Raw genomic sequence first — 26,352 nt, 5'->3', positions numbered from 1 at the left:
AAGGGGGCAAGCTGCCCCTATTTAAGAGGCTTCTTGTCCCCTGTCGTACAGGAGGAATAGAAGTTATGTGTGGAATCGTTGGATATATCGGAAATAATGACTCGAAAGAGATTTTATTAAGAGGTCTGGAAAAGCTTGAGTATAGAGGGTATGACTCTGCGGGGATCGCAGTCATGAACGAAAAGGGAGTTCATGTTTTTAAAGAAAAAGGACGCATTGCCGACCTGCGCAATGCAGTGGACAATGATGTGATGGCTAACGCAGGTATCGGCCATACTCGTTGGGCGACTCACGGTCCTCCAAGCAAGGTGAACGCTCACCCTCACCAGAGCTCAACTAGCAGACTGACTCTTGTCCACAATGGCGTTATCGAGAACTACGATCTATTAAAGCGCGAGTACTTGCAGAATGTCGAATTGAAAAGTGAAACAGACACTGAAATTATCGTCCAGTTAATCGAACTGTTCGTAAACGAAGGTCTGAGCCTGGAAGAAGCCTTCCGAAAGACGCTGACAATTTTACATGGTTCCTATGCACTTGCCCTGATAGACGAGCAAAACGAAGACACGATTTTTGTGGCGAAAAACAAGAGCCCGCTTCTTGTCGGCCTTGGCGATGGCTTCAATGTTGTTGCCAGTGACGCAATGGCAATGATCCAGGTAACTAACCAGTATGTTGAACTGATGGATAAAGAGATGGTGATTGTTACTAAGGAAGAAGTGACAATCAAGAACCTTGAAGGAGAAGTGGTTTCACGTGCTCCTTACACAGCAGAACTTGATGCAAGCGATATTGAAAAGGGAACATATCCACACTACATGCTCAAAGAAATCGACGAGCAGCCGCTAGTGATGCGCAAAATCATCCAAAACTATCAGGATGGCGAAGGCGCCCTTGAAATCGACTCTGACATCGTTTCTGCGATGAAGGAAGCAGACCGCATCTACATTATCGCTGCTGGTACTTCATATCATGCAGGTCTTGTCGGCAAGCAGTTCATCGAAAAATTGGCGAAGATTCCTGTTGAAGTTCATATCTCAAGTGAATTCGGCTACAATATGCCACTTCTATCTGAGAAGCCATTATTCATCTTCATTTCACAGAGCGGAGAAACTGCGGACAGCCGCCAGGTTCTTGTTCAAGTGAAGGAAATGGGCTACAAGGCTTTGACGATTACGAATGTTGCTGGTTCAACTCTTTCCCGTGAAGCAGACTACACTCTTCTTCTTCACGCTGGTCCTGAAATTGCGGTCGCTTCAACAAAGGCATATACAGCTCAGCTTGCTGTCCTGGCAATTTTAGCAGAAGTAACAGCTCGCGGAATTGGCCACGAAGTTAACTTCGACCTTGTACAGGAACTGGGAATCGTGGCGTCAGCGATGGAAGCTCTTTGCGATGACAAAGAAGAATTCGAAAGCATCGCGCGCGAATACCTGACTGTTACAAGAAACGCATTCTTCATCGGACGCGGAATCGACTTCTACGTGGGCCTTGAAGGCGCGTTGAAGCTGAAGGAAATTTCGTACATCCAGGCTGAAGGCTTTGCTGGGGGAGAACTGAAGCACGGAACAATTGCTTTGATTGAAGAAGGCACACCAGTCATCGCCCTTGCAACACAAGAATTCGTCAACCTGAGCATCCGTGGAAACGTCAAAGAAGTCGTTGCCCGTGGAGCAAACCCGTGCATCATTTCCATGAACGGACTGGAAACAGACGAAGACCGCTTCGTCATCCCAGAAGTGCACAGCCTATTAACACCTCTTATCTCAGTAATCCCGCTGCAGTTGATCTCATACTACGCAGCGCTGCACCGCGACTGTGACGTCGATAAACCACGTAACTTGGCTAAATCAGTTACGGTTGAATAAATAAATGTGTTGGAACCCAGTCAGCTGTATCGTGATAACAAAGTACTATACTGAATAAAAAAGTTATATACTCTAAAAAAAAGTTGAATACTGCTTTTCGTTTAGAGAATTTCCAAAATCAAGTGTAAGGATGTTTAGTTTGAAAATAAAAATACAAATGAATTTTAAACTAAATAAATTTCGCCCTCTGCTCTAATTAGAGCAGAGGGTTTTTTTTATGTCGTATCTCCCCTTGGTAACGATTAATGGATACGTTTAAAGAATGATGACATACGTAATAAATGAAAGTGAGTCTAAATAATGATTGGATATTTTCCTCGTCCCTATAAAGATGAAGTTATCTATAGCGTTGTTGCTAGGTATCACCATCATATGGGGAATACATCAAGATTACAGACACTGAAGGAACTATTTTCTTCTGGGAAGATTTCTGTGACCACAGAATACCTAAGTAATCTGACCTCAGTTAGTTCAAAAATCGCTCATTTCTCTAAGGGTTATACTGAATGGAACTTATTTAAATACAATACAACAATTCCACTATATTACCCGTTTATTGAAAAAAAAGAGCCAGAGTTTCGGTTATCAAACATTTATAGGAGTAGAAAAAGAAAGAATGATGTTCCTCATAAAGAACAATTACATTATTGCTTGGATTGTTTAATTGAACAAGTCGAGGAATTAGGAGAGGGGTATTGGAATAGATGGCATCAAATACCCGGTATTTTTGTTTGTATAAATCATAAGACCCCTTTGTTAACAAACCAAACTAATATTGAGAAACAAAAAATAAATGGATTTGTACTGCCCAATCATAATAATGAAGGGGTGAATTCATCATTGAAGAAATTAGAGAATATTGAAAAGCATATAGCGGTTGCTGAGGATGTAAAACACCTTTTTAATTTAAGTTCCTGTTTTCTAAAGAAGGAGATGTATAGAAAATATTTAGCAATTTTAAAGATAAAAGGTTTGGCTTTTCCTATATCTCAAATGAGAAATAAATTATCAGCATTATTAATCAGTACATATGGTGAAGAATTTTTAACATTACTCAATTCAAATGTGAAGAAACATAATTGGATAAATAGATTGTTTCATGAAAAAAAATTATTTGATATTCATCCCATTAGGCATTGTTTAATAATGAGAGCATTATCTGGATCAGTAGAGGGGTTTCTTGAATACAGCGAACAGTTTGAACCATTTGGTAAAGGCCCTTGGATTTGTTTGAATCCATTATCAGACCATTATACAGAGAAGGTTGTCAAAAATGTTCATGTTTCAACTCACAATGGAAACAGGAGAATTCAAGGGGACTTTATTTGTAAATGTGGTTATGTTTATAGGCTTCGGCAAGGAGAAATTGACCCACAAAGTATTAAGTATTTTAGTAATCGTGTAATGAAAAAGGGGGAGCTTTGGGAAAAAAATTTTTATGAAATGGTTAGTTCCGGAATGAATAATGCTGAGATAGCAGAAAAAACAAAATTAAGTATACCTACAATCAGAAAAATTAAAAAAGAGGGAGTGGATCCAATTCAGAATGCATTGGTAAAGAAAGAAAGCCAAACAAAAGGATGGAGAAAAAAGAAGACAAAAGCATATCGTATCCTATGGAATCAAGCATTGAAAGATTACCCTAATTATTCTAGAAAGGAATTGGCAGATTTGAATAGAGCTGCATATGCATGGCTCCATCAATTTGATTCTGCTTGGCTTGAAAATAAGTCGCCAAAGTCCCAAAAAGGTTACAAAAAGAAAGAGAAGCAGGCCTATGAGAAAGAGGATTTGGCTATGTTGGAACAAGTAAAAAATATTCATAATGATTGGGCGAAAAATGAAGTGATTGTTGGAAAACTCAAAAGAAAATCGTATTCTGCTTTTTGTGATTTGTTAGGTAAAACAACAATTAACAAAGAAAAGTATCCCTTAACTAATCATTTCGTTCAAGCTATACAAGAGTCAGTAGAGGAATTTCAAATCAGAAGAATAGACATAACTCTAAGCAAAAACTATTCCAACATACCTGTCACAAAATATCGGTTAACCGAGAAATTAGGAATCAGGAGGAGTATAAAGCCACTGGTTGAATCCTATCTTATCGAAAGACTTGAAAAGCATAACGACGAAGTAAACAAACTAGGTAGTCAAAAGGGAGTAATAATAAATGGCGAAACGTAAGGGTACTTGGACAGAGGATAAGGTAGCGCGTTATATAAAAGAAGGAAGGGGAAGTGGAGAGTTAAGCGGTTATAAACCGTGGTTAACGAATCAGGATTTCCCCTCCGAGGGTCGAACACATCGGATCAAAGGATGGAAGAGTAACCGGGAGCATCAGCTGTTTTCTGATATTGAAAGGAATTATTTTTATATTCTTGAATGGGCTGAGAATGTAATTGATATTAGAGAACAGTATCCACTTGATAGAGAGAAAACGATTAAAATAGCGGACAACAAACATTTAGTCCATTCAATTGATAAAAAAACGGGATCGCCAATTGTAATGACTACAGACTTTTTAATAACGCTTAGAGACGAAAAGGGTATTAGATTTATTGCAAGGACTATAAAGCCTGCAGCAAAATTAAACGATAAACGTGTTATTGAAAAGTTAGAAATCGAACGGCAATATTGGGAGGATGAAAAAGTTGATTGGAGCATAGTTAGTGAACTTGACATTCCTAGTACCCTTTGGAGAAATATTGAACTTATTCATCCTCATTATGAATTAGAGGAACAAGGTGTGTTGTTGGCCGAAACCCTATACTGCATATTAGTAAAGGAACAGGGCCGGTTATTAAATGTGTTAAATGCTTTTGACTTTAATTATAGTTTGGAAGCTGGTAGCGCACTAGCTATGTTTAAGCATTTATTGGCTAAGAAGATTATAAGACTAGATATGCAGCAAAAAATAAACTTAAAAATGGAAATTGGAGACCTTAGCTTTGAGGGATTAGTGGAAGAAGGAGATTTACCGTATGGAAATATACTCTAATGAAATTTTAGTATATGTAACAGATGGCAAGAAATATAGAGTATTGTGGGTTGATCCTAATAATCAATACACTTTTTTAATTGATATAGAGGATAATAAGGCTCTTCCTTTGATTAGAAAGGTTAATGATATTGTTGAAGATATAATACAAGAAACAATAATTAAAGAAAGAAAAAGTTCTTTAATGATTGATAGTGAGGATGGAATTGGTAAAAGGGCTTTAGAGATAAGAGATAAAGCATGGGATATTATAAAAGATGCAGTAATTCAAGAACCGAATATTTACATTGCAGAAAAAAGAGGAAAAATAATTAAGACTTTATTGGGAAAACACGTAATAACTAAGGCTACATTATATAAATATCTCCGTAAATATTGGCAAAGGGGAAAAACTCCCAATGCATTAATAGCTGATTATAATAATTCAGGAGGTAAAGGTAAACCAAAGGTAGCGAAGACAAAAATGGGGAGACCAAGTAAATTCCCTGAATTAGAATCCAATGTAATTGTAGATGAGGAAATAAAAAGGATATTCAGGGTATCACTAAATAAATATTACTTTAATAAAGATAAAAATAGCTTACCATTCGCATATAAAATGATGGTGCGGGAGTTTTTTACTAAAGATTTTTATTATGAAAATGGTAAGCAAAATTTAGTGTTAAAAGATTCTCAAGATATCCCATCAATATATCAACTGAGGTATTTCTTAAAAAAAGAATATACGCAAAAGGAAAAAGTTATATCGAGAGTTGGTAAAAATCATTTCGAAAAAAACTATCGTGAATTGCTTGGTAATTCCACTTTTGAGTCTATTGGACCGGGGTCTAGATTTCAAATTGATGCAACTATAGGAGATGTCTATTTAATTTCTGAATATAATCCAAATTGGATAATAGGCAGACCTGTGATTTATTTCGTGATTGATGTTTTTAGTCGAATGATTGTTGGTTTATATGTGGGTTTAGAAGGGCCATCGTGGTATGGGGCTATGATGGCGATCGCAAATACCGTTAGTGATAAAGAACAGTTCTGTGAGCGATATGATATAAAAATTTCAAAAAAGCATTGGCCAAGTGAACATTTGCCTGATATGTTGCTAGCCGATAGAGGTGAGTTTGAGGGGTACAATGCAGATAGGTTAATCAATGCATTTAATTTACATGTAGAAAATGCAGCACCATATCGTGCTGATTGGAAAGGAATAGTTGAAAAATACTTTGATATTATCCAACAGAGAGTAAAACCTTTTTTGCCGGGATATGTAGAGAAAGATTTTAAAGAAAGAGGAGCTAGGGATTATCGTTTAGACGCTAAGTTAACAATTAAAGACCTTACTAAAATAATTATTGCAGAGGTTCTACATCATAATAACTATCATTATTTGTCTAGTTACCCTAGAGATGAAGATATGATAAATGACGATGTAAAACCAATACCGATCGAATTATGGAATTGGGGAATCAAAAACCGGTCAGGAAAGTTAAGGTATCATTCTCCAGACACAGTTAAACTGCATTTACTTCCACAAGAAAATGCTACAGTTACTGAAAAAGGAATTCGTTTCCGGAGTAAGATGCACTACAGTTGTGAAACAGCAATTAAAGAATCATGGTTTTCCACTTCAAGAATCAACGGTGTATGGCGGGTGAAAATAGCTTACGATCCACGTGATATGTCAAAAATTTATTTGCTCAAAAAAAATGGAATGGATTTTGAAGTTTGCCATTTATTAGAGCATGAAGAGAGATATAAAAATAAAACAATAGACGACATAAACTACTTACTTGAATCAGAAAAATTAATGGCAAAAAGCAATGAACATAAACAATTACAAAGTGAAATCAATTTAATAAATCAATTAGATGATATCGTAAAATCCTCCATAAAAAAAGCAGATGAGAAACTTATACATGAAGTAAGTAAATCGAAAAGAGTAAAATCTATATCTGATAATCGTAACTTCGAAAAAGAAAAACGGAGGGAACAGGAGAAATTTAATCTTTTACAGTCAGCAAAAAACAAAGAAGATAATAAAGTAATAAGCGAAAAAAATGATTCGGAAAATGAAATTGTCCCAAGAGATTATAGTAGAAAATCTATTAAAGAACTCATGAAACACAAAATAAATAAAAAATAGGAGATTCATAAATGAATAATCAGGAGGGTTTTGAACCTATATTCCAAAAGGCAATTTATATTGATCAAGAAATTGAAGAGTATGCTGGTAATCCATTAATTGAAGCCTTACCACCAATCTTGTCAGTCGGTCAAGCATATGAACAATTATGTAGTAAACCACATTTTGATGAAAGAGAGCGTGATCTATCAGAAGAATTGAGATACCATATGCTATTTCGTCTTCAAAGATTCTTTCAACCAGTTACAAAACATCTAGATTTAGAGATGAGATTATCTAGATTAATTCGATCAGGTTATTCTTATAGAAACCCCCTCGATAGCAATGAAACGAGATTTTTAAGAGGGGCAAAAATTCCTACATCCTCTGCAAGTTTTACACTAATGGGTTTCTCAGGAATAGGTAAGTCATCCGCTGTTGAAAGTGTACTTTCGCTCTACCCTCAAGTTTTGTTACATAGCGATCCTGTTAATAGGCTACAAGTAGTTTGGTTAAAGTTGAATTGCCCGCATGATGGATCGTTGAAAACACTGTGTATGGACTTTTTCTCTAAAATGGATGGGATACTGGGAACAAGTTACCTTAAAAAATTTGGCAACCCAAGGAATAATATTGGCTCTTTAGTACTTCAAATGGGAAGGGTAGCTAGAATTCATTGTCTGGGTGTTCTAATTATTGATGAAATCCAACATTTACTTACTGCAAAGGATAAGGGTTCTGAAAAGATGATGAACTTTTTTGTAACACTTATTAATGAGATAGGGATACCTGTTTTGTTGATCGGCACGATGAAAGCAAGAGCGATATTACAACAGGATTTTAGGCAAGCACGTAGAGGAAGTGGGATAGGTGATATGGTGTGGGAGCAAATGAAGTTTGACGATGATTGGGATATGTTAATTGAGGAAATGTGGAAATATCAATGGACAAAAAAAGATGCAGTGTTAACTAATGAATTACGCAGGACTTTATATGATGAAAGTCAGGGGATAGTTGATATTGCAGTCAAATTGTTTTCACTTGCCCAGAGCCGTGCAATAGAGACAGGAATAGAATTCATTACACCTGAAGCTATTCGCAAGGTAGGCAAGGAAGATTTGAAACTGGTACAGCCTATGTTGAAGGCATTAAGATCAGGTTTAGAATCAGAAATAACCAAGTATGAAGATATAACTCCAATGGATTTAAAAGGGTTTTTAGAACAAAGAAAATCAAAAATAGATATACGGGCAACTAGACAGAAACAAAAAGAGAAACAACAAAAACAAAAAGAACAATTTGAAATTTCTCAAATGGAAAATGCAATTTCAGCTTTAGTATCACTTGGTACTCAACCGAAATTGGCAGAGGATGTGGTTAGGAGAGTACTAAGAGAAAATAAATTAGATAGTTCAACGGAAATATTACTATTTGCATTGAAAATAATTGATGATAAAAAGGCAAATCAAAAAGAAAAACATAAATCCAAAGAAATAGTGAAATCAGTTAATAAACTAGCAGGAGTGATTGAAAAGGGAACTAAAGAGAAGAAATCTCCGCATGAGGCGCTTAAAGAGGAAGGTTACATAAAGCTCCCTTTGAAAGAGTTTATCATTTAGGCGGTGATGATGTGATAGGATTTATACCAAAATTGTATCCCGATGAACTATTGTATAGTTTAATTGCACGTTATCATTTCTATTCGTTAAATAACAGTACAAAACAAACAGCAAATGAATTATTTGGATTAAAAAGTATTATAGCTACACCAGATTTACCTATAAATATCAAGAGGTTATATGATTGTATTAAGATTTTTTCTGAAATGACCATTGAAGAATTAATATCAAAACATACATTTTTTAATTTCTACACAACATTTATAGATTCTCAAGATAGAGATTTTGTAAAAAGTGCAATGGTAAATGGTCAATATAAAGGTGCAATTCATATGAAAACTGGAGTTATGGCAAGCACTTTAAAAGAAAAGAAGTATTTTTACTACTGTACTAAATGTGTAAAAGAAGAGATTAATCATCTAGGAGAGAGCATTTGGCATTTGTCACATCAATTACCGGGTGTATTAGTTTGTATAAAGCATAAAGAAACATTAAAGGAAAGCAATATAGCTTTCCGTTCTAAACACCGCTTTGAATTCTATACACCACCCGTAGAAAATGACCTTCAGTATAATACTTCTGTAGGAGAAACCATTTATGATGAAAAATTATTATTAATTGCTAATGAGTGTATAGAGCTGGCAACCCAAAACTTTAGTATTGATATGAAAGAACTCCAAAAGATATACAAAGGGATATTATTTAAAAAGGGTTATATAAGCAGATATAGGATAGATCAGCAAAAGCTCGCTAGCGACTTTGAGAAATTCTATGGGAGAGAATTACTGGATACCCTTCAATCAAGTATAAATTATGATAATCCTTCATGTTGGCTAAAAGCTATAACAAGAAAACATAAAAAAACATTTCACCCTATTCGGCACATTCTTTTAATTCAGTTTTTTCAAGAATCTTTAAGTTCAATTCAGAAAATGCAAGACAATAATGAGCCAATGCCCTTCGGTAAAGGCCCTTTCCCATGTCTAAATAAGGCTGCGGATCATTTTAAGGAATTAGTTATTACTAATATTACAAAAAAAGTATGCGGTAAAACTAAATTACCAGTAGGAGTTTTTAAATGTAACTGCGGATATCACTATTCACGAAAAGGGCCAGACACAAATCAAAAGGAGCTCTATAAAATAGGGCGTGTTATTCAATACGGAGAGGTTTGGACTGGTGTAGTACACAAGTTAATTAATATCAATAAGTTAAGCTATAGTTCTGTTGCAAGACATTTAGGAGTTGATACAAATACCATTATTAAATATTCAAGAAAAAAAATTACCCCACTAGAGAAAAAAGAGGATGAAAAAAACGTATCAAAAATGATTAGTGATAAGCAGAAAGAATGGCTTGGTTTAATTTCCGAATACGGACATTTGGGTGTTACTAAGATGAGAGAAATGAATCCTGCTTTATATGGTTGGCTTTACCGTAACTGTAAGGTATGGCTCCAAATAAATTCTCCAAAGAAAGCAAATAAGATAAATAAAAAACGAAGAATAAACTGGGAAAAGAGAGATAGAGAGTTAGCAAACCAAATAGAGGCTATTGTAAAGGATATAATGGAAAGGAAGCCACCAAAACGTGTAACAATTGGATTGATTGGAAGAGAGATTAATAAACAAGCAATCATAGAAAAACATATGGATTTACTTCCTATAACTAAGAAGCTAATGATGAAGCTAGTGGAGGATATACCAACATTTCAAATCAGAAGAATTAATTATATTGCAAACCAATTAAATGAACAAAACGTTCATGTACCAATTTGGATGGTTCGCCGAAAAGCAGGGTTGAAAGGGAAATTGGATTTCATGGTGGAGGAAGCATTGAAACAAATATAAGAACGAAGACCCACCCTTTTTTTATCTCTTGGTAAGATAACTTTCTTTATTACCCATCATTCTATTAATGTAGGAGATTTATTGTTATTGATAATAAATCCTTTAAGGAGAAATAAAATGAGTCATAAAGTCACTGTCGATTTAGATAGATCCTTATATGAAAAGTTAGTATGGATTAGTGATGTTTCCGATATCCCGATAGATAAATTATTAATTTTGGCAGCACGTGAAACGTATGTTAATGAGGAGTTAGAGAGCAGCAAAACGAAACAAGATAGCTTATTGGCGAATATAGACAACTGGTTAGATAATATTAGAGAGGGGACAGCAACAAACGAAGACTTTAATCTAGCTAAAGAGTCTGCTTCCAAGTTACAGAAAGAAATTCGAAAGACAAGACTGAAAATAAAGAACAGAGCCACATTACTTGAGTAGTGTGGTTCTGTTCTTTACTGGTCTACCTTCTCAAATGAAATATATTTTATTATTTCTAATGCTTTAACCATTTGGAACAGTCTGAGAACATCCTTTTTTGATATAGATTCATAATTAAAACTTCCGTGCATAACCCAGTTACGATTAATGTGTTCCGGATGGGCATCCCATGAAGGTTTAAATACTTCTTGGTACACATAGAACACTCTTCTAAAAAAAAGTAAATTTATAGCTAGTTCATCCTCTTTGCTTTCAACATAATCTGAAAGTTTTGCGTATAGCTTATTTTTTTGATAGCGTAACTGGGGTTTTAAAGTTAAATCAATCTTATAATCATGAAATGTTGTACTGATTAGTCCCTCTATTACAGCAAATAAGGGGAAGGAAGCAAGAGCGTATTGCTCAGATCTATATGCACAATAAGCTTGATCTATAATGGAGGCATACTTGCAGTAAACATTGTCTTTTTTAAATAAATCCATATATCTAGGTAAATTCTCTTCTACAATAGATTCTATCATTTTAAAAGTTATATTTGGGTTTTCATCCATATTCAAATTATCAAATATAAACTGATCAACAGCCCATAATTCTTTATCATAACGCCCCATTATTTCTTCGTATTCTTCAAGTCTTGCTCTTAATCCCTCTCTGATACCTTCCCCAATTGAGTTAACCATTTTTTGAAACAAATAAGGAATAGTAGTGGTGAACTCCATATTAACTTTAATTGCTCTTTGAAATGCAGCAGCAAATGTTTCGGCAGAACTTTTAGCAGTTTCATTTAGTTTCTGGAGAGCCTTTGTAACTTCTGGGTCTAACTGAAAAGATGGAAGCTGAAGATACTGTAACTTTTCATCAATCTCTTTTAACTGTGCAGAAATGTTTCCATGAACTTTTTTATTAGCTTGAATAATTTCAGCTAATTTAAGGTCTTTGCTCAATGGTTTACCTCCCAGCTGGCTCACTATGAATATATCAAACAAAGGTCTCTTCCCTTATTGAGAAGATTTATATATCAATAATAATTAAAAATTCAACCATCCTTATGATGCTTGCATTTATAACTAAGCCACCCATTTGTTCAACAATATATACGTCAGAAGGTTTTATTCTATAATTTCAACTAACTTTTGTATTGCAGTTTTTCTTAGTTGTTTAACCATGTCTGGGTTGGCGGTTAATTGAGGATGAATTGAACATAGAAATTCAAAAGTATTCTTAATAATTGATGCACATTGTTCTTTTGAATTTTTAATTTCTGCACCAGTGAAGCGAAGAACAAGCACGTTTGGAAAGTGAATACTAAGGTTATGTTCTTTCTTAGCATCCTTCTTAATATCTTCCATTTCCATGTGATTTGCTTCTCCATCACACTCTACAATCAAGATTGGAGCTGGGCGATCCCCATCCATAGTCAGGTAAATCTGATCATATCGTTCACCTGCTCCTTTAGCAAATCTTCCAGCAATATCTCTTTTACATTGAAAAAGCAAATCACCTAGAGTTAAATTAATTCTCGGAATTAGGCCTATTTTTTTTACTTCATCGTATAGGATACACTCAATTGGGCTTTCACACATATTTGACCAATGAGAACACCTTTTGTACAATGCTTCATAATCTTTTCTTTCCATGTTTAATGGTTGTCCCCATTCTAACCAACCTAGTTCTAAATCTCTGTCCACCTTAACAGTTGGCCATCCATCCATATCCACCTTCTCTAATACTGAACTTATAAAATGAAAATTATTGGACAAGGCATCTAGTCGTGCATATTCGTAATGCGTAGGGGCAAGAATGAGTTGTTCACAATGGTTCTCAAATTCTTCTTGGGTCATTCCCTCAAAATCTTCCGGTTTTGGGTATCCTAGGTTTTCCTTACTTGAATCAGGTTGCCACGACATTAACTTACCCCTTCCATGGTTAAAATTAGTAATCACACAATTTGGTGATTTTTTACTTTTGATTCACGAGGCTGACAATAAATTCATTCATGACAATAAATAGAGTTACAATAATTACTTTCCGTTTTATAAGTTATTCCTTAACAAATTGGCACATGCATTTTTTATCATTGGGGCAAATAATGCCTCCACATATATAACAAATATCGTTTTTTATCTCATCAATTGGATGCTTACAGTTCCAACAGTGTGTATCTCTTGTTAACATCCGGCTGTAATTGTAAAAATATTCCATTTCAGAACTGCCCCTATTATAACGTTCATGTGAAGGACTATGAATAACGTATTCCACAGTAAGAAAGGTGTTGTTAGTATTGAAATTTGTTCCTTCACTAATTCGGTAATATTCTACTTTTTTATATCTCCCATCTAAATCTTTAAATGAAAACATTTCCCCGCGTGCCATTTGAATACCCCCTTTATGGATAATTATGGATTAGAAAATTGTATTTGAAAAGAATTTTAAAAATTTTATTTAGAGAAATTGTATAAATATTAATTTTATAGGCAATACTTTATTTAGTTAGTGCAATTTGTATGTCCGAGAAAGAAGAAGTGCATAATGCATTTCTTCTTTTTCGTTATTTAGAAATCAAGATATCTCTTGAGAGGGGTATCTTATTTGTATTTAAAAGAAATTTTTAAGAACGAAAGTGTTCCTAATGCCTTGAAATAAATTCTATGGAAATTAAATGGTATTTGTGAGAAAATTAAGGATAGTTGAAAAATAAAAACTGGGTGGAAAGAAATATGGCAGATCCTATAAAAGCTCGAAATCTTGGGGATGATTATCAAGCGCTTTTCTTTTGGTTAAAAGCATGTGACATGTTATCTGATTACTCAAATATTGATACTATTTCATATGAAGATCCAGAGATTAAATCGCTTGATGATGTTGTTATTAAATATAAAAACCCTATTAAAGACATAAACGGAAATTTAATATACAAGGAGTTTTATCAAGTTAAATTCCATGTTGATTACAGAAATAGTCTAACAGTAGATAATTTGATGGATCCCAACTTTATAAATGCATCTAAATTTTCGTTTTTACAAAAAGTTAAAGCAGCATCGCATGTATTGAATAAAAAAGATGAATTAGGTACCGCGATATTTGTTACACCTTGGTCACTACATCCTGATGATGAGTTAGCAAAACTAAAAATAATAGATGCTAAAGGTGGCTACTTTTTATTAGAAAATTTGTTTGATGGAAAAAAAAGATCATTTGTATCAAAATTACGCGATCGATTAAAAGCTCATTTAGAGCTAAGTGATGATAAAGAATTAAAAGAAATTTTAAGACCTATACAGATTATGAGTAATTTTCATTCTTTGGATGGTTTGACTCAATTATTGAATTCACGTTTACCCTCAGTGGGGTTAAAGCCTATTAATTTAACTGAAAGAGTAAATCCATATGTAAGTCTTATAAGGCGTTTATTTCAAGAAGGCAATTATAAATTTACTCGTGAAGATTTAATCGCCATTTGTAAAGATGAAAAGTTATGGTTAGGCAGCAATATCATGTTTTTTGATGAGAAGCCAGTTGGAATAAGAAGCTTTAGTCGAAGAGCAGAAAATATGGAAAATGATACAACAGCTATGATTTGTTTTCAGGATTATTTTAACGGCCGGTACCTGAAAGATGAATATTGTTGGAATGAAAATATTAAAAGAATAATAGAAGATTTCACCTTGCAATCACTTCAAGAAGGCCATTCTTACTGTATTTATTTGGACACCCACTCTGCTATAGCTTTTACTGCAGGACACTATCTTGACCCAAAGTCAGGCTTGAGTATTGTCCCAGTACAGAAGGGTTTGAAAGGTAGAGAAATATGGCGACCGAATCAACATACCCGAAAAGAAGAGTATTCTCTATGGGAAGTTGAAAATCATCTAATTAATGAGAATGGTGAAGATATAGTAATAATTATAGAAATGACCCATTCTGCGTATGAAGATGTAAAAAGTTATATAGATGAGAATAAAGTAAATGTTAAGTCAATCATTAGATTTTACTTTGAATCAGGTCCAAGCTTTAATACCATCCAAGATGGGATACATGCTTTAATCTTAGCAAATGAGTTATCAAATAAATTAAATAATCTTGAAAAAGGGGATAGGAGGAAACCTTATCATTTTTTTGGTTCTGGTCCGAACGGATTTTGGTTCTTTTTAGGTCAACTCTCTAAAAATTTTGGAAGCTTAACGTTATATGAGTACGATTTCGAAGTCACAAAAGACTATATTCCAACCATTCAATTACCATGAAAATGAGGTGGGGTTATTATGGAAGTAAAATCATTCTTTACAGATTTTTTATCCAATATAAGATTAACTGATTATCAAGTTAATGATTTGAAAACTGGCCATACTACTTTACGTAAGAGATTACTAGAAGATGAAGAAATCTCTTCGATAATTGTTAATACCTTTTTACAAGGTAGCTACAGAAGGGCTACAGCGGTTCGTCCGAAAAATGGTAATAAATCAGATGTAGATGTAATAGTTGTTACTAATTTAAATACTGATGACTATACGCCTCAAGAAGCTTTAGATTTATTTATTCCCTTTTTGGATAAATTCTACAGTGGTAAATATAAAATGCAGGGAAGGTCAATTGGAATTGAACTAAGTTATGTTGAGTTAGACTTAGTTATCACATCAGCCCCTTCTGAAAGCCAAAAAGACCTTTTAAATTCAGAAAGCGTTCTAATTTCTGAATCTCTAGAGGAATTACAAAACTGGTCCCTCTCCAAATCTTGGGGGATTTTTAATCAGGAACAGAAAAACGAGCCTACATGGAAAACAGAACCCCTATTAATCCCTGATCGTGAAGCAGGAAAGTGGGAAAAGACAGACCCTCTGGCTCAAATTAAATGGACATGGGATAAAAACGCTGCATGTAACTCTCATTATGTAAATGTGGTAAAAGCTTTAAAATGGTGGAAAAAGTTAAACCCTACTCCAAAGTATCCAAAGGGTTATCCATTAGAGCATTTAATAGGCACATGTTGTCCCGATGGTATAGCATCAGTGGCAGAAGGAGTTACTTTAACCTTAGAGAATATAATAGCTAATTATCCAGATAAACCAGTGTTGAATGATCACGGAGTACCTGAGCATGATGTTTTTAAACGTATAACTGAAGAAGAGTACGAGGAATTTTATAACCTTGTGGAAGATGCGGCCTCACTTGCCAGACAAGCTTATGATTGTCCTGATAAAGTAGAGAGCATTGAATTATGGAGAAAACTGTTTGGCTCTAAATTCCCAGAACCACCCACCAATTTAACAAAGAAACAGATAAGTGGCTTTACTCCTAGAACGGAACCTACTAAATCAGTGTCTGGTGGCAGGTTCGGATGATAAATAGAAAAGCTCCTAGTGAGGCTCTATTAAAGGGGCGCAGGTCTACCGAATTTATAGAGGGAATTACCTTAATTGATGATTTAGAGTGGAAGGATAACCTAAAAAAATGGATTATCCATTGTTCACTCTATTCGGATAAAATCGACGCAACTATTATACCTAAGAGAACAGATTGGTATATTTTAATTGATGATCAATATCCAAGAGGTAACATTGGGTTTTATCCATCAAAAAAGAACAGTTTGAATCAAACCTTTCGACATCAGATGTTCAACGGAGAAGGGAATAACGATTTCCCATGGAGAACAGGATTGTTATGTCTTGATACTAATGTAAGAGCGTTAGGGCGCCTTGTACCAAATGATGAACCATTTGAAGAGGAAACGCGTTTGGCGTGGTATATACTAAGGGCAATCGAATGGTTAATAGCTGCATCGCGTAATATGTTAACACTTGAGGATGAACCTTTTGAATTAATGGACTTCCCAGAATCATCTCCTTTAAGTTTAGGTTTTTCTGAGAACTATCAGTCTTATAGATTTTGGAATTTTATTGACTCGAAGCATGGTATTTGCGAATTTTCAATAGTATCACAAGGAACCTTTTTGGTAAGAAGTTTTAAAAAACTAAATGGCTCATGTATAAGGAATGTAAAATGGGGAGAATATGCATCTCAATTTAGAACAGAGGAGCGGCTTTTGGGTTCATGGATACTATTAGAGGATGTACCGCATTTGAAGCCGTGGCAAGCTCCATTAACTTGGTCGGAATTGTACACTGTTTGTAAAGAGCAAGGGTTAGATTTAATTGAAACTTTAAGATTGTTGGCAAAAAAAAGAGATTATAAAAATAAATTAGCTCATATCTTATTAATTGGTTTTCCTGTGAAAAGTAAATTAAATGATGATAACTCTGAAATTTTTTGGAAGGGAATTGAAATACCACTTTTAGTAAGTGAAAACTCTTTTTCCAAGAAAGTTAAATGGAAAATTAATGGAAGTGCTAAATCACCCAATGGCTTTACAGTGAATGGCCAAAGAAAAATAAAATGGATGCATTCTTACAATTGGTCAAAAGAATCAGTAATGAGTAGAGGAATTCTCCCTAAAAAAATAACAGAATCACAAATATTGCAAATTGGAGCAGGTTCCCTTGGCTCCTCTATTGGTGAACTATTGACTAGAGCAGGTGTTTCAAAACTGGGTATTATTGATTTCGATTTTTTGCAAATGGGTAATCTCACACGTCATAACCTCTTAATAAGTGATTTAGATAATAATAAGGCTCAAGCATTAACTAATAAGTTGAATCGAACATCGATTTATAGCAAAGTTGCACCCTTTAAAGGTACGCTAAAAGAAAACCTTGAGCATAGGATTGAAGATTTGGAAAAGTACAATGTGATTTTGGACTGTACCGGAGATGATGATGTTCTTGTAGAACTAGAACAATTTAAGTGGTCAAGGTTAAAGAAAATTATTTCACTTTCACTAGGTTTCGGTGGCCGGAGACTATTCATCTTCTCTAGTTCAGGCACTACCTTCCCTAACCAAGTCTTTAAAACAATGATTAACCCGTGGTTAAGGGATGAACAAGATAAATATAAGGACGAAGAATTACCAAGAGAAGGTTTGGGGTGCTGGCATCCATTGTTTCCTGCTCGAATTGATGATGTGTGGTTAATGGCATCAACTGCTATAAAGACTTTCGAAGTGATTTTTAAAGAAAATTCAACAACTCCTAAACTTTTCGTTTATGAACAACAATGGAATAATGGTGCCTTTGAAGGAATAAGACTAGTTTTTGAAGAGGAATACAATGGATAATCTTATTTATTCTAATGATCAAAATCTCATTAAAATTTGCATTAGCAAAGATATAGTTAATGAACTATGTGAAATATGTGTATCATCGTTACCTAATGAAATAGGTGGCATCTTAATCGGTCATTATGTTGAAAATAATACCTGTGCTAAAATAACAGAAGTTTTAAAGGCCCCAAAGGATTCAAAAGGTGGATCAACGTGGTTCTATAGAGGGACCTTTGGAATTAAAAAAAAGTTAGATAAGCTTTGGGAAGAAAAAGGTTTATATTATATTGGTGAATGGCATTATCATCCTAATAGCAGTTCCAATCTTAGTAATCAAGATATATCCCAAATGACTTCAATTTCCTATAACAGTTCTTATAAATGTCCCGAACCAATTTTACTGATTATTGGTGGTAATTCTAAGTCGTGGGAATATAGTACCTACATTTTTCCGAAAGGAGAAAATTTTGTACGGTTCAATAACACCACTTCTTGATTTCTTATATGCTAATAGATTTTTATTAAATGACACCTTGAGCGGTTTAAGTTTAAGGTGTTTTTTTGTCTGCTTAGTATTGTAAAACATAGGTCCTTTACCATTAATTTATTAGGGGATAGAAATATACCTATAATGGTTTGGGAATTACATGGTAAAATATTAACAAATGTACATATTAATACGTCGTTTCTTATAGATCCAAAATTTTTTTGGAGGGATATAATTATGTCATCTCATAACTTTCAGTTTCTAGAAAAGGATTGGGAATTGCTAGCTCGTGTAGGAGAAGTTGCCGAGCGAAATGTGTATCAAAATCCAAACCTTACTATTAGTGAAATAAGAAGGTTTGCTGAAACCATTACAAAGTACATATTAGCCAAGGAAGAAATTAAAGAGGAGCGGGGTACCACTCAAGAAGACCGACTCAGGATTCTTTTTTATGATCAGACTTTACCGAAAGAAATATATGATCTATTTAATTCTATCCGTATTAAAGGTAATAAGGCTATCCATAACCTTAATTATGGAGAAGTTGAAGAAGCTAAAACATTATTGCATATGGCTTATCGTATTGCTGCTTGGTTTATGGAAGTTTATGGTGATTGGTCAATTCAAATTCCGGATTATCAGGAACCTAGTCAGCTAAACAACATTTCTCAAGATGAATTTAGTAAAATTACCAAGACATATGAACAGAAGATCATAGAAATGGAAATTGAGTTAGAGAGAATACGAAAAGAACAGTTTTATGTAACAGATAATGAAAAGCAAAAGCGTAAAGAACATTCCCAGAGAATAGCCTCTAGTTTTGAATTAACTGAAGCCGAAACTAGAATGTTAATAGATCAACAATTGCAAGAAGCAGGCTGGGAAGCGGATACTAAGAATTTACGTTTTGCTAAAGGAGTTCGCCCTGAAAAGGGAAAAAACTTAGCAATAGCCGAATGGCCACTTAAACGTGGTTTTGCAGACTATGCTTTGTTTTTAGGATTAGAGCTAGTAGCTATTATTGAGGCGAAAAAGGCAAGTAAGGATATCCCTGCAGATATTGACCAAGCAAAAGGATATGCTAAACTAGTTGTCCAGAAAGGAAATGAAGTAATCCATGAACCTTGGAGTGACTATTTTGTTCCGTTCCTTTTTGCGACCAATGGTAGACCTTATGTGAAACAGTTCAAACAAAAATCTGGTATTTGGTTTTTGGATGCAAGAAAATCCACTAATCATGCGAGAGCCTTGAATGGATGGTATTCACCTCAAGGTTTGAAACAGTTACTACAACAGGATATCGATCGTGCTGAGGAGATGTTAAAAGACGAAAAGTTTGATTATCTAAAGCTACGTCCTTACCAAGTTGAGGCTATACAATCGGTAGAGGAAGCGCTTGAGGAAAAAAAGCGAGAGATTCTAATTGCCATGGCAACAGGTACGGGAAAAACAAGAATGGCGATAGGATTAATATATCGTCTAATCAAGAGCAAGCGTTTTAATCGAATCCTTTTTCTTGTTGACCGTTCCGCATTGGGAGAACAAGCGGAGGACGCTTTTAAGGATAGTAAATTAGAAAGCTTCCACACCTTTACAGAAATATATGAATTGAAAGGCTTAACAGATAAAAAACCTAATCTTGAAACTAAAGTTCAAATAGCTACTGTACAAGGAATGCTAAAACGTATTTTATATAATGAACAGACAGAGGAAAAGCCGAGTGTGGACCAATATGATTGTATTATTATAGATGAAGCTCACCGTGGCTACACACTTGATAAAGAAATGAGCGAGCTAGATATCGAAATTCGGGATCATAAAGATTATGTAAGTAAGTACCGTCAGGTCTTGGATTATTTTGATTCTGTTAAAATTGGGTTAACTGCCACACCAGCCCTTCATACAACTGAGATTTTCGGTAAACCTGTTTTTACTTATTCCTATCGAGAAGCGGTTGTAGAAGGATATCTTATTGATCATGAGCCACCTTATCAATTTGAAACAGCCCTTAAAAATGCAGGTATTAAATGGGGAAAGGGAGAAAAGGTTGATGTATATGATACAATTACAGGTAGCCTTTCTCAAGAAGAATTAGAAGATGAAGTTAATATAGAAATCACCCAGTTCAATACAAAGGTTATAACAGAGAGCTTTAATAGAGTGGTTATTCAGGAGTTAGTAAATTATATTTCTCCAGATGACGAAGGAAAAACTCTTATTTTTGCTGCCACAGACGATCACGCTGATTTAGTGGTAAATATTTTAAAAGTGGAACTTGAGAAGATTTATGGGTCAGTTGAAGATAATGCTGTTAAAAAGATTACTGGTTCCATAAAAGATCCATTAAAAGCCATTAAACGATTTAAAAATGAACGTCTTCCAAACATAGTTGTAACCGTAGATTTATTGACCACAGGTGTTGATGTTCCGTCAATTACTAATTTGGTTTTTTTAAGACGTGTCCGTTCACGTATTCTATATGAACAAATGCTAGGTCGTGCTACGAGAAAATGTGATGAAATCAAAAAAGATCACTTCAATATTTTTGATGCTGTAGGCATATATGAATCCTTAAAACCTTATACAAGTATGAAGCCAGTGGTATCTAATCCGAAAATTCCACTTATCCAGTTAGTTGATGAATTAGACCAATTAAGTAAAGAGGAGCATCTCGCAAAACATAGAGACCAAATATTAGCCAAAATTCAACGTAAAAAGCGTAATTGGTCCGAAAAAAACCATCAAGAATTTAAGGTGTTATCCGGAGGAAAAACTGTTCAAGAATTTACAGATTGGATTAAAAGTTTAAAGTCTCAAGAATTACCTGTGAAGTTAAAAGAATTTAAATCCATGTTTAGGTATATTGATGAGAATTTACACCGTGAAAATAAACAATTTATCTCTACACATGAAGATAAGTTCTTAGGAGTAAAACGCGGTTACGGTAACGCTGAAAAGCCAGATGATTATTTGGAATCTTTTAGTCAATTCATTAAAGAAAATATGAATACAATTCCAGCTCTTATGGTTGTATGCCAACGTCCAACAGATTTAACGAGAGAAGAGTTGAAAAAGTTACTTTTGGAATTAGACCAAAAAGGTTTTACTGAAAAGAACTTGCGAACAGCATGGCGTGAGGCGAAAAACGAAGATATTGCTGCAGATGTTATAGCCTTTATTCGCCAGCTAGCTCTAGGCGATCCACTTGTAAGTCATGAAGACAGAATAAAAAACGCAATGAAAAAGGTTTATCAAATGAAAGCATGGCCACCGGTGCAAAAGCAGTGGTTGGAGAGAATTGAAAAACAATTAATTCAAGAGTCTGTACTTCATCCAGACCCAGAAAAAGCCTTTGAATATGAACCGTTCAAAAGTCGTGGTGGGTTTAAGCAACTTAATAAAATTTTTAGTGGACAATTACCGGAAATTGTTCGTGAAATTAATAAAAATTTATATAGTTATAAAAAGGAGCAAGCTTAGATGTCAAACCAAGAAATTGTACAAAAACTTTGGAACTTATGTAACGTGTTACGAGATGACGGTATTACCTATCATCAGTATGTAACTGAATTAACTTATTTGCTTTTCTTAAAAATGATGAAAGAAACTGGTCAAGAATATATTATCGACGATCAATACCGCTGGGATGAGTTGGTTTCAAAAGAAGGTATTAAACTGAAAGAATTTTACCGTCAATTATTATTGGATTTAGGAAAAGCAGACAATGAGTTGTTGAAAGAAGTTTATACTGATGCATCAACATATATAAGTGAGCCCAAAAACTTAGAAAAAATAATTAAATCAATAAATGAATTAGACTGGTACAGTGCTAAACAAGAAGGTTTAGGTGATTTATATGAAGGCCTTCTTGAGAAGAATGCAAGTGAAGTTAAATCAGGTGCGGGACAATACTTTACTCCTCGTGTATTAATCGATACGATTGTAAAATTGGTCGATCCAAAACCGGGTGAACGTTGTCATGACCCTGCTGCCGGTACTTTTGGTTTTATGATTGCTGCAGATCGTCATGTTCGTGAAAAAACCGATGATTACTTTGATTTATCAGAAGTTGAGGTTGAATTTCAGAAACATAAAGCGTTTGGTGGAGTAGAACTTGTAAAAGATGCACATCGTTTAGCTGTTATGAATGCATTACTTCATGATATTCATGGTGAATTGAAATTAGATGATTCATTATCATCTTATGGTGAAACCTTAAAAAATTATGATGTCATTATGACTAATCCACCATTTGGAACAAAAAAAGGAGGAGAAAGAGTTTCACGAACTGATTTAACATTTACAACTTCCAATAAACAGTTAAACTTCTTACAACATATATATCGTGCATTAAAGGCTAACGGCAATGCACGTGCTGCAGTTGTTTTGCCTGACAATGTATTATTTGAAGGTGGAGTTGGAGCAGATATTCGAAGGGACCTAATGGACAAGTGTAATTTGCATACCATCTTACGCCTACCAACGGGAATTTTCTATGCGCAAGGTGTCAAAACAAATGTATTGTTTTTTACAAGAGAGAGAATGGATATTGGAAACACAAAGAAAGTTTGGGTTTATGATTTAAGAACCAATATGCCTTCCTTTGGTAAAAGAAATCCTTTAACTGTAGTCCATTTTGAGAATTTTATAAAAGCTTATACTGCAGAAGATCGAACTAAAGTAGGAGATGAGCGATGGAATGCATTTGCTCGTGATGAAATTGCTAAAAATGGCGACAGTTTAGATATTGGATTAATTGCTGACGAGTCTCTTTCGATTTATGAAAACTTGACAGATCCAATAGAATCAGCGGAAGAAGCCATTGGAAAGCTTGAGAAAGCTATCTTTTTATTAAATGAAGTTATTACTGAATTACAGGGAACATCGTCTACTAGTGAGGAAAACTCTGAGGTGCTTGAAAAATGAACGAAACTAAAGAGCAAAAACAAAGAAGCGTAGAAGGACCTTTAAAAGAAAACATTATATTAGAAGAAGACCAACCCTATGAAGTACCAAAGAATTGGTGTTTTTGTTATTTAACTAGCGTTGTTAAATTTAGTTCTGGTAAATCTTTGACAATGAAAAAAATGAATCCAGCAGGTTCTATTCCAGTCTATGGAGGAAATGGAGTCACTGGTTTTCATGATTCTAGTAATGTCGAAAACGAAAAGATAGTTATTGGGAGGGTAGGTTTCTATTGTGGGAGTGTACACCTTACTCCTTCTAAAGCATGGGTAACAGATAATGCGCTGATTGCTAGTTTTACAGATAAACTATTTGATAAACAGTATCTTTATTGGAATTTAACTAATTTAGGTCTTGGAAAGTATAGTAATTCATCAGCTCAACCAGTAATATCATCAAAAACGCTTTCAAAAGTTCCAATTCCCATTGCACCTTTAGAGGAACAACGACGAATTGCTACGAAGGTTAACCTTCTCTTTTCTAAAATTGATGAAGCGAAACAATTAATTGAAGAAGTGAAAGAATCGTTTGAACTTCATCGTCTATCAATTTTAAAACGAGCTTTTCGTGGTGAATTGGTTAATTTTACTTATAAATTAGAAAAATTGGGTTCAATAGTTACCTTAAAAAGTGGTAATTCATTATCAGAAGATGTATTATCGGAAAACGGGACAATTCCTTATGTGAAAGTGTCTGATATGAATTCGTTGGAGAATCAAAGAGAGATAGTTACTGCTAATAAGTATATTAAAGAAAATGAAAAATTTCATAATAAGCTTTTTCCAAAAGGAACCGTAATTTTCCCGAAAAGGGGAGGAGCTATTCATACAAACAAAAAGAGAATTTTAGCCACTCCAACAACGTGTGATTTAAATATAATGGGAATTATTTGCCCATCTACAATACATCCATTTTATATGTATTACTGGATGCAAAGTATTAATTTAGGCAGCTTAGATAATGGATCTAGTGTTCCGCAGATTAACAATAAGGATATCGAACCTTTAGAGTTTCCTTTAACATCAATGGAAAATCAAGAAAAGGTTGTAAAGTTATTAGACAATATATATATAAAAGAAGATAATTTTATTAAAATTATTGAATCGAAGTTACAGCAATTGGAAGATTTGAAGCAGACAGTGCTTAACAAGGCTTTTCGTGGAGAACTTGAAACAAATGATTTAACAGAGGAAAGTGCAATTGAACTTTTTAGGGGAACTTTTTAATAAAATTAAGGTGTTTTGTATACAACATTTTTTTCAAAAATTTATTAGTTTGTTTTAGTAAATGAAAGTATAGTATACAACTTAATTGTTACACCGTTCTCAAAAAGGAACGGTGTTTTGCTTTTTAATCAATCTCTCAGTATACGACTTTTTTTTCAATGTACATCAGCATTGATTTGCTGGCTGGTTTTTTTTTGTTTTGCCATGAGTGTAAAAGTGTGTATCACGAAAAAAGCGTCATCCCTAGCGGTGATGAAGACACGAAAAGGAGCCAATCATGAAAAAAGCGCTATCCATATCGGCGATGGAGACACAAAAAGGAGCTAATCCCGAAAAAAGCGTCATCCAAAGAGGCCATGGAGACACGAAAAGAAGCTAATCCCGAAAAAAGCGTCATCCATAGCAGTGATGGAGACATGAAAAGGAGCCAATCATGAAAAAAGCGCTATCCATATCGGCGATGGAGACACGAAAAGGTGCTAATCCCGAAAAAAGCGTCATCCAAAGAGGCGATGGAGACATGAAAAAGAGCTAATCCCGAAAAAAGCGTCATCCATAGCGGTGATGGAGACACGAAAAGGAGCCAATCATAAAAAGCGCCTTCCATACTAAAGATGGAGGGCGCGGCAAATAAACTTCTTTTGGTTTGAAAATTAATATCTCACGGAAATAGCCTTACTTAAAGTAAGACCATTGTGCATGGCCTGTTAACTCTAAGTTTTTATTCAGTATCCTTCTTATTGTCCGTTTAGGTATAACCCCATTACTCCACTCATAAATGAGGTTAGTAGTAATCCTCCTGTCGGGGAACAACAGGTTTAGTTCGCTGATACTTCTCATGACTGCTGTTTCAATTTCTTCATGGGCACCGCATGCGCAATTTATATATTTTTTTGGGGCGTTGCTGGCGTCCATAAAGCTATGGCAAGCGGGGCAGAGTATGCCCTTCCGTAGTTGTTCATATTCATAGGACGGCATTTGCTGATAAGGGGACTTAGTTATATGGAGAGATATTAGTTTTTCAGCTATTTTATAATGCAGGTTGGTCAATTTGGAATGCTTGCTGTTCAAGTTTTTCAGGAAACGGTTTAACTGGTTGGGGAGAATGATGGGTGTATCCCTGGGGGCCTGGTATAAGGCGAATTCAGGGTTGGTGAAAATAAGGAGTGCTTTGATTGGTAGTTTAAAGCCGAGACTGCTGAGCAGTTGCCGAAGCAGGGAACTTCCTCGTTTTAGCTGGATCAGAGGATCCTTGACTTCATTTCCGTTGACTTTTTTGAGATGCTCTCCTTCGTAATAGTAGTCACCTTCATAATACTTTACATCATTGAAATAAATGGTATCCTGCACGATGACAGTAGAATCAACTTGGAAAATGGAACCGCTCATCTCGAGGAGCAAATCATTCAAAGTCAGGTTCTCGATTTCGAGCCTATTCATCCAGGCATCATACCGGACTTCGCCCTCGTAGCCTTTCCTCAGGCTATAGTGTCTTTGTTTTTCTTTTTCCGTGAAGATCATTCGGGGTTCCAGGAGATTCATAATTTTTAATTCATCTGATTCATAACGGTATTTTAGAATCATAGTCCACATCCTTTCAACTTATATTCTTATGTAAAAAATGACAAA

18 protein-coding genes are annotated in these 26,352 nt (G+C 34.7%); 14 read left to right on the top strand and 4 right to left on the bottom strand.

Annotated elements, in window-relative coordinates:
• Positions 1-65: 65 nt before the first annotated feature.
• From glmS to J7E37_RS15520, 7 genes are all read left to right on the top strand, one after another.
• Positions 66-1,868, top strand: coding sequence for a glutamine--fructose-6-phosphate transaminase (isomerizing) (gene glmS, locus J7E37_RS15550; protein WP_214783769.1), 1,803 nt, complete (start codon positions 66-68; stop codon positions 1,866-1,868).
• Between the two features lie 300 nt (positions 1,869-2,168).
• The gene (locus J7E37_RS15545; protein WP_215024921.1) at positions 2,169-4,052 is read left to right on the top strand and encodes a TnsD family Tn7-like transposition protein; all 1,884 of its coding nucleotides are present in this window, start codon (positions 2,169-2,171) and stop codon (positions 4,050-4,052) included.
• Positions 4,039-4,866, top strand: a complete 828-nt coding sequence (locus J7E37_RS15540; protein WP_215024918.1) for a TnsA endonuclease N-terminal domain-containing protein — start codon at positions 4,039-4,041, stop codon at positions 4,864-4,866. Before J7E37_RS15545 ends, J7E37_RS15540 begins: the two co-directional genes overlap by 14 nt.
• The gene (locus J7E37_RS15535) at positions 4,850-7,006 is read left to right on the top strand and encodes a Mu transposase C-terminal domain-containing protein (RefSeq protein ID WP_215024915.1); all 2,157 of its coding nucleotides are present in this window, start codon (positions 4,850-4,852) and stop codon (positions 7,004-7,006) included. The genes J7E37_RS15540 and J7E37_RS15535 overlap by 17 nt, the downstream gene beginning before the upstream one ends.
• Positions 7,007-7,017: 11 nt before the next feature.
• Positions 7,018-8,604, top strand: a complete 1,587-nt coding sequence (locus tag J7E37_RS15530) for an AAA family ATPase (RefSeq protein ID WP_215024912.1) — start codon at positions 7,018-7,020, stop codon at positions 8,602-8,604.
• Between the two features lie 11 nt (positions 8,605-8,615).
• Positions 8,616-10,454 (top strand): TnsD family Tn7-like transposition protein, encoded by a 1,839-nt coding sequence (locus J7E37_RS15525; protein ID WP_215024909.1) that lies wholly within the window; start codon positions 8,616-8,618, stop codon positions 10,452-10,454.
• Between the two features lie 117 nt (positions 10,455-10,571).
• On the top strand, positions 10,572-10,889 hold the full coding sequence (locus J7E37_RS15520; RefSeq protein WP_215024906.1) for a hypothetical protein: 318 nt from the start codon (positions 10,572-10,574) through the stop codon (positions 10,887-10,889).
• 14 nt (positions 10,890-10,903) lie between these two features.
• On the opposite strand, the gene J7E37_RS15515 is transcribed toward J7E37_RS15520, so the two are convergent.
• From J7E37_RS15515 to J7E37_RS15505, 3 genes are all read right to left on the bottom strand, one after another.
• Positions 10,904-11,833 (bottom strand): hypothetical protein, encoded by a 930-nt coding sequence (locus J7E37_RS15515; protein WP_215024904.1) that lies wholly within the window; start codon positions 11,831-11,833, stop codon positions 10,904-10,906.
• A 165-nt stretch (positions 11,834-11,998) separates the two neighbouring features.
• Positions 11,999-12,796 (bottom strand): hypothetical protein, encoded by a 798-nt coding sequence (locus J7E37_RS15510; protein WP_215024901.1) that lies wholly within the window; start codon positions 12,794-12,796, stop codon positions 11,999-12,001.
• A gap of 133 nt (positions 12,797-12,929) precedes the next feature.
• Positions 12,930-13,262 (bottom strand): hypothetical protein, encoded by a 333-nt coding sequence (locus J7E37_RS15505; protein WP_215024897.1) that lies wholly within the window; start codon positions 13,260-13,262, stop codon positions 12,930-12,932.
• Between the two features lie 344 nt (positions 13,263-13,606).
• On the opposite strand from J7E37_RS15505, the gene J7E37_RS15500 reads away from it, so the two are divergent.
• The 7 genes from J7E37_RS15500 to J7E37_RS15470 all read left to right on the top strand — a co-directional run bounded on the left by J7E37_RS15500 (position 13,607) and on the right by J7E37_RS15470 (position 24,723).
• Entirely contained in the window at positions 13,607-15,133 is a 1,527-nt protein-coding gene (locus J7E37_RS15500) for an SAVED domain-containing protein (RefSeq protein WP_215024894.1), read from the top strand.
• Between the two features lie 18 nt (positions 15,134-15,151).
• Positions 15,152-16,231 carry an SMODS domain-containing nucleotidyltransferase gene (locus J7E37_RS15495; protein WP_215024891.1) on the top strand — a complete coding sequence of 360 codons (1,080 nt, stop codon included), beginning with the start codon at positions 15,152-15,154 and terminating at the stop codon, positions 16,229-16,231.
• On the top strand, positions 16,228-18,060 hold the full coding sequence (locus J7E37_RS15490) for a ThiF family adenylyltransferase (protein WP_215024888.1): 1,833 nt from the start codon (positions 16,228-16,230) through the stop codon (positions 18,058-18,060). Before J7E37_RS15495 ends, J7E37_RS15490 begins: the two co-directional genes overlap by 4 nt.
• Entirely contained in the window at positions 18,053-18,541 is a 489-nt protein-coding gene (locus J7E37_RS15485) for a M67 family metallopeptidase (RefSeq protein ID WP_215024885.1), read from the top strand. Before J7E37_RS15490 ends, J7E37_RS15485 begins: the two co-directional genes overlap by 8 nt.
• Positions 18,542-18,769: 228 nt before the next feature.
• Positions 18,770-22,012, top strand: coding sequence for a type I restriction-modification system endonuclease (hsdR, locus tag J7E37_RS15480; protein ID WP_215024882.1), 3,243 nt, complete (start codon positions 18,770-18,772; stop codon positions 22,010-22,012).
• Positions 22,013-23,458, top strand: coding sequence for a class I SAM-dependent DNA methyltransferase (locus J7E37_RS15475; protein WP_215024879.1), 1,446 nt, complete (start codon positions 22,013-22,015; stop codon positions 23,456-23,458).
• Positions 23,455-24,723: a restriction endonuclease subunit S gene (locus J7E37_RS15470; protein WP_215024876.1), complete on the top strand. Its 1,269-nt coding sequence runs from the start codon at positions 23,455-23,457 to the stop codon at positions 24,721-24,723. Before J7E37_RS15475 ends, J7E37_RS15470 begins: the two co-directional genes overlap by 4 nt.
• Before the next feature lie 675 nt (positions 24,724-25,398).
• Here the strand turns inward: J7E37_RS15470 and J7E37_RS15465 are convergent.
• Complete coding sequence (locus J7E37_RS15465) at positions 25,399-26,307, bottom strand: nuclease-related domain-containing protein (protein ID WP_215024873.1); 909 nt, start codon at positions 26,305-26,307, stop codon at positions 25,399-25,401.
• Positions 26,308-26,352: the final 45 nt, after the last annotated feature.

The organism is Bacillus sp. ISL-39 (genome assembly GCF_018613295.1).
In the GTDB taxonomy this organism is placed as follows: domain Bacteria; phylum Bacillota; class Bacilli; order Bacillales; family Cytobacillaceae; genus Mesobacillus.
Note: the sequence above shows the minus strand (reverse complement) of the source record. Positions and strands in the feature narration are given on the sequence as shown.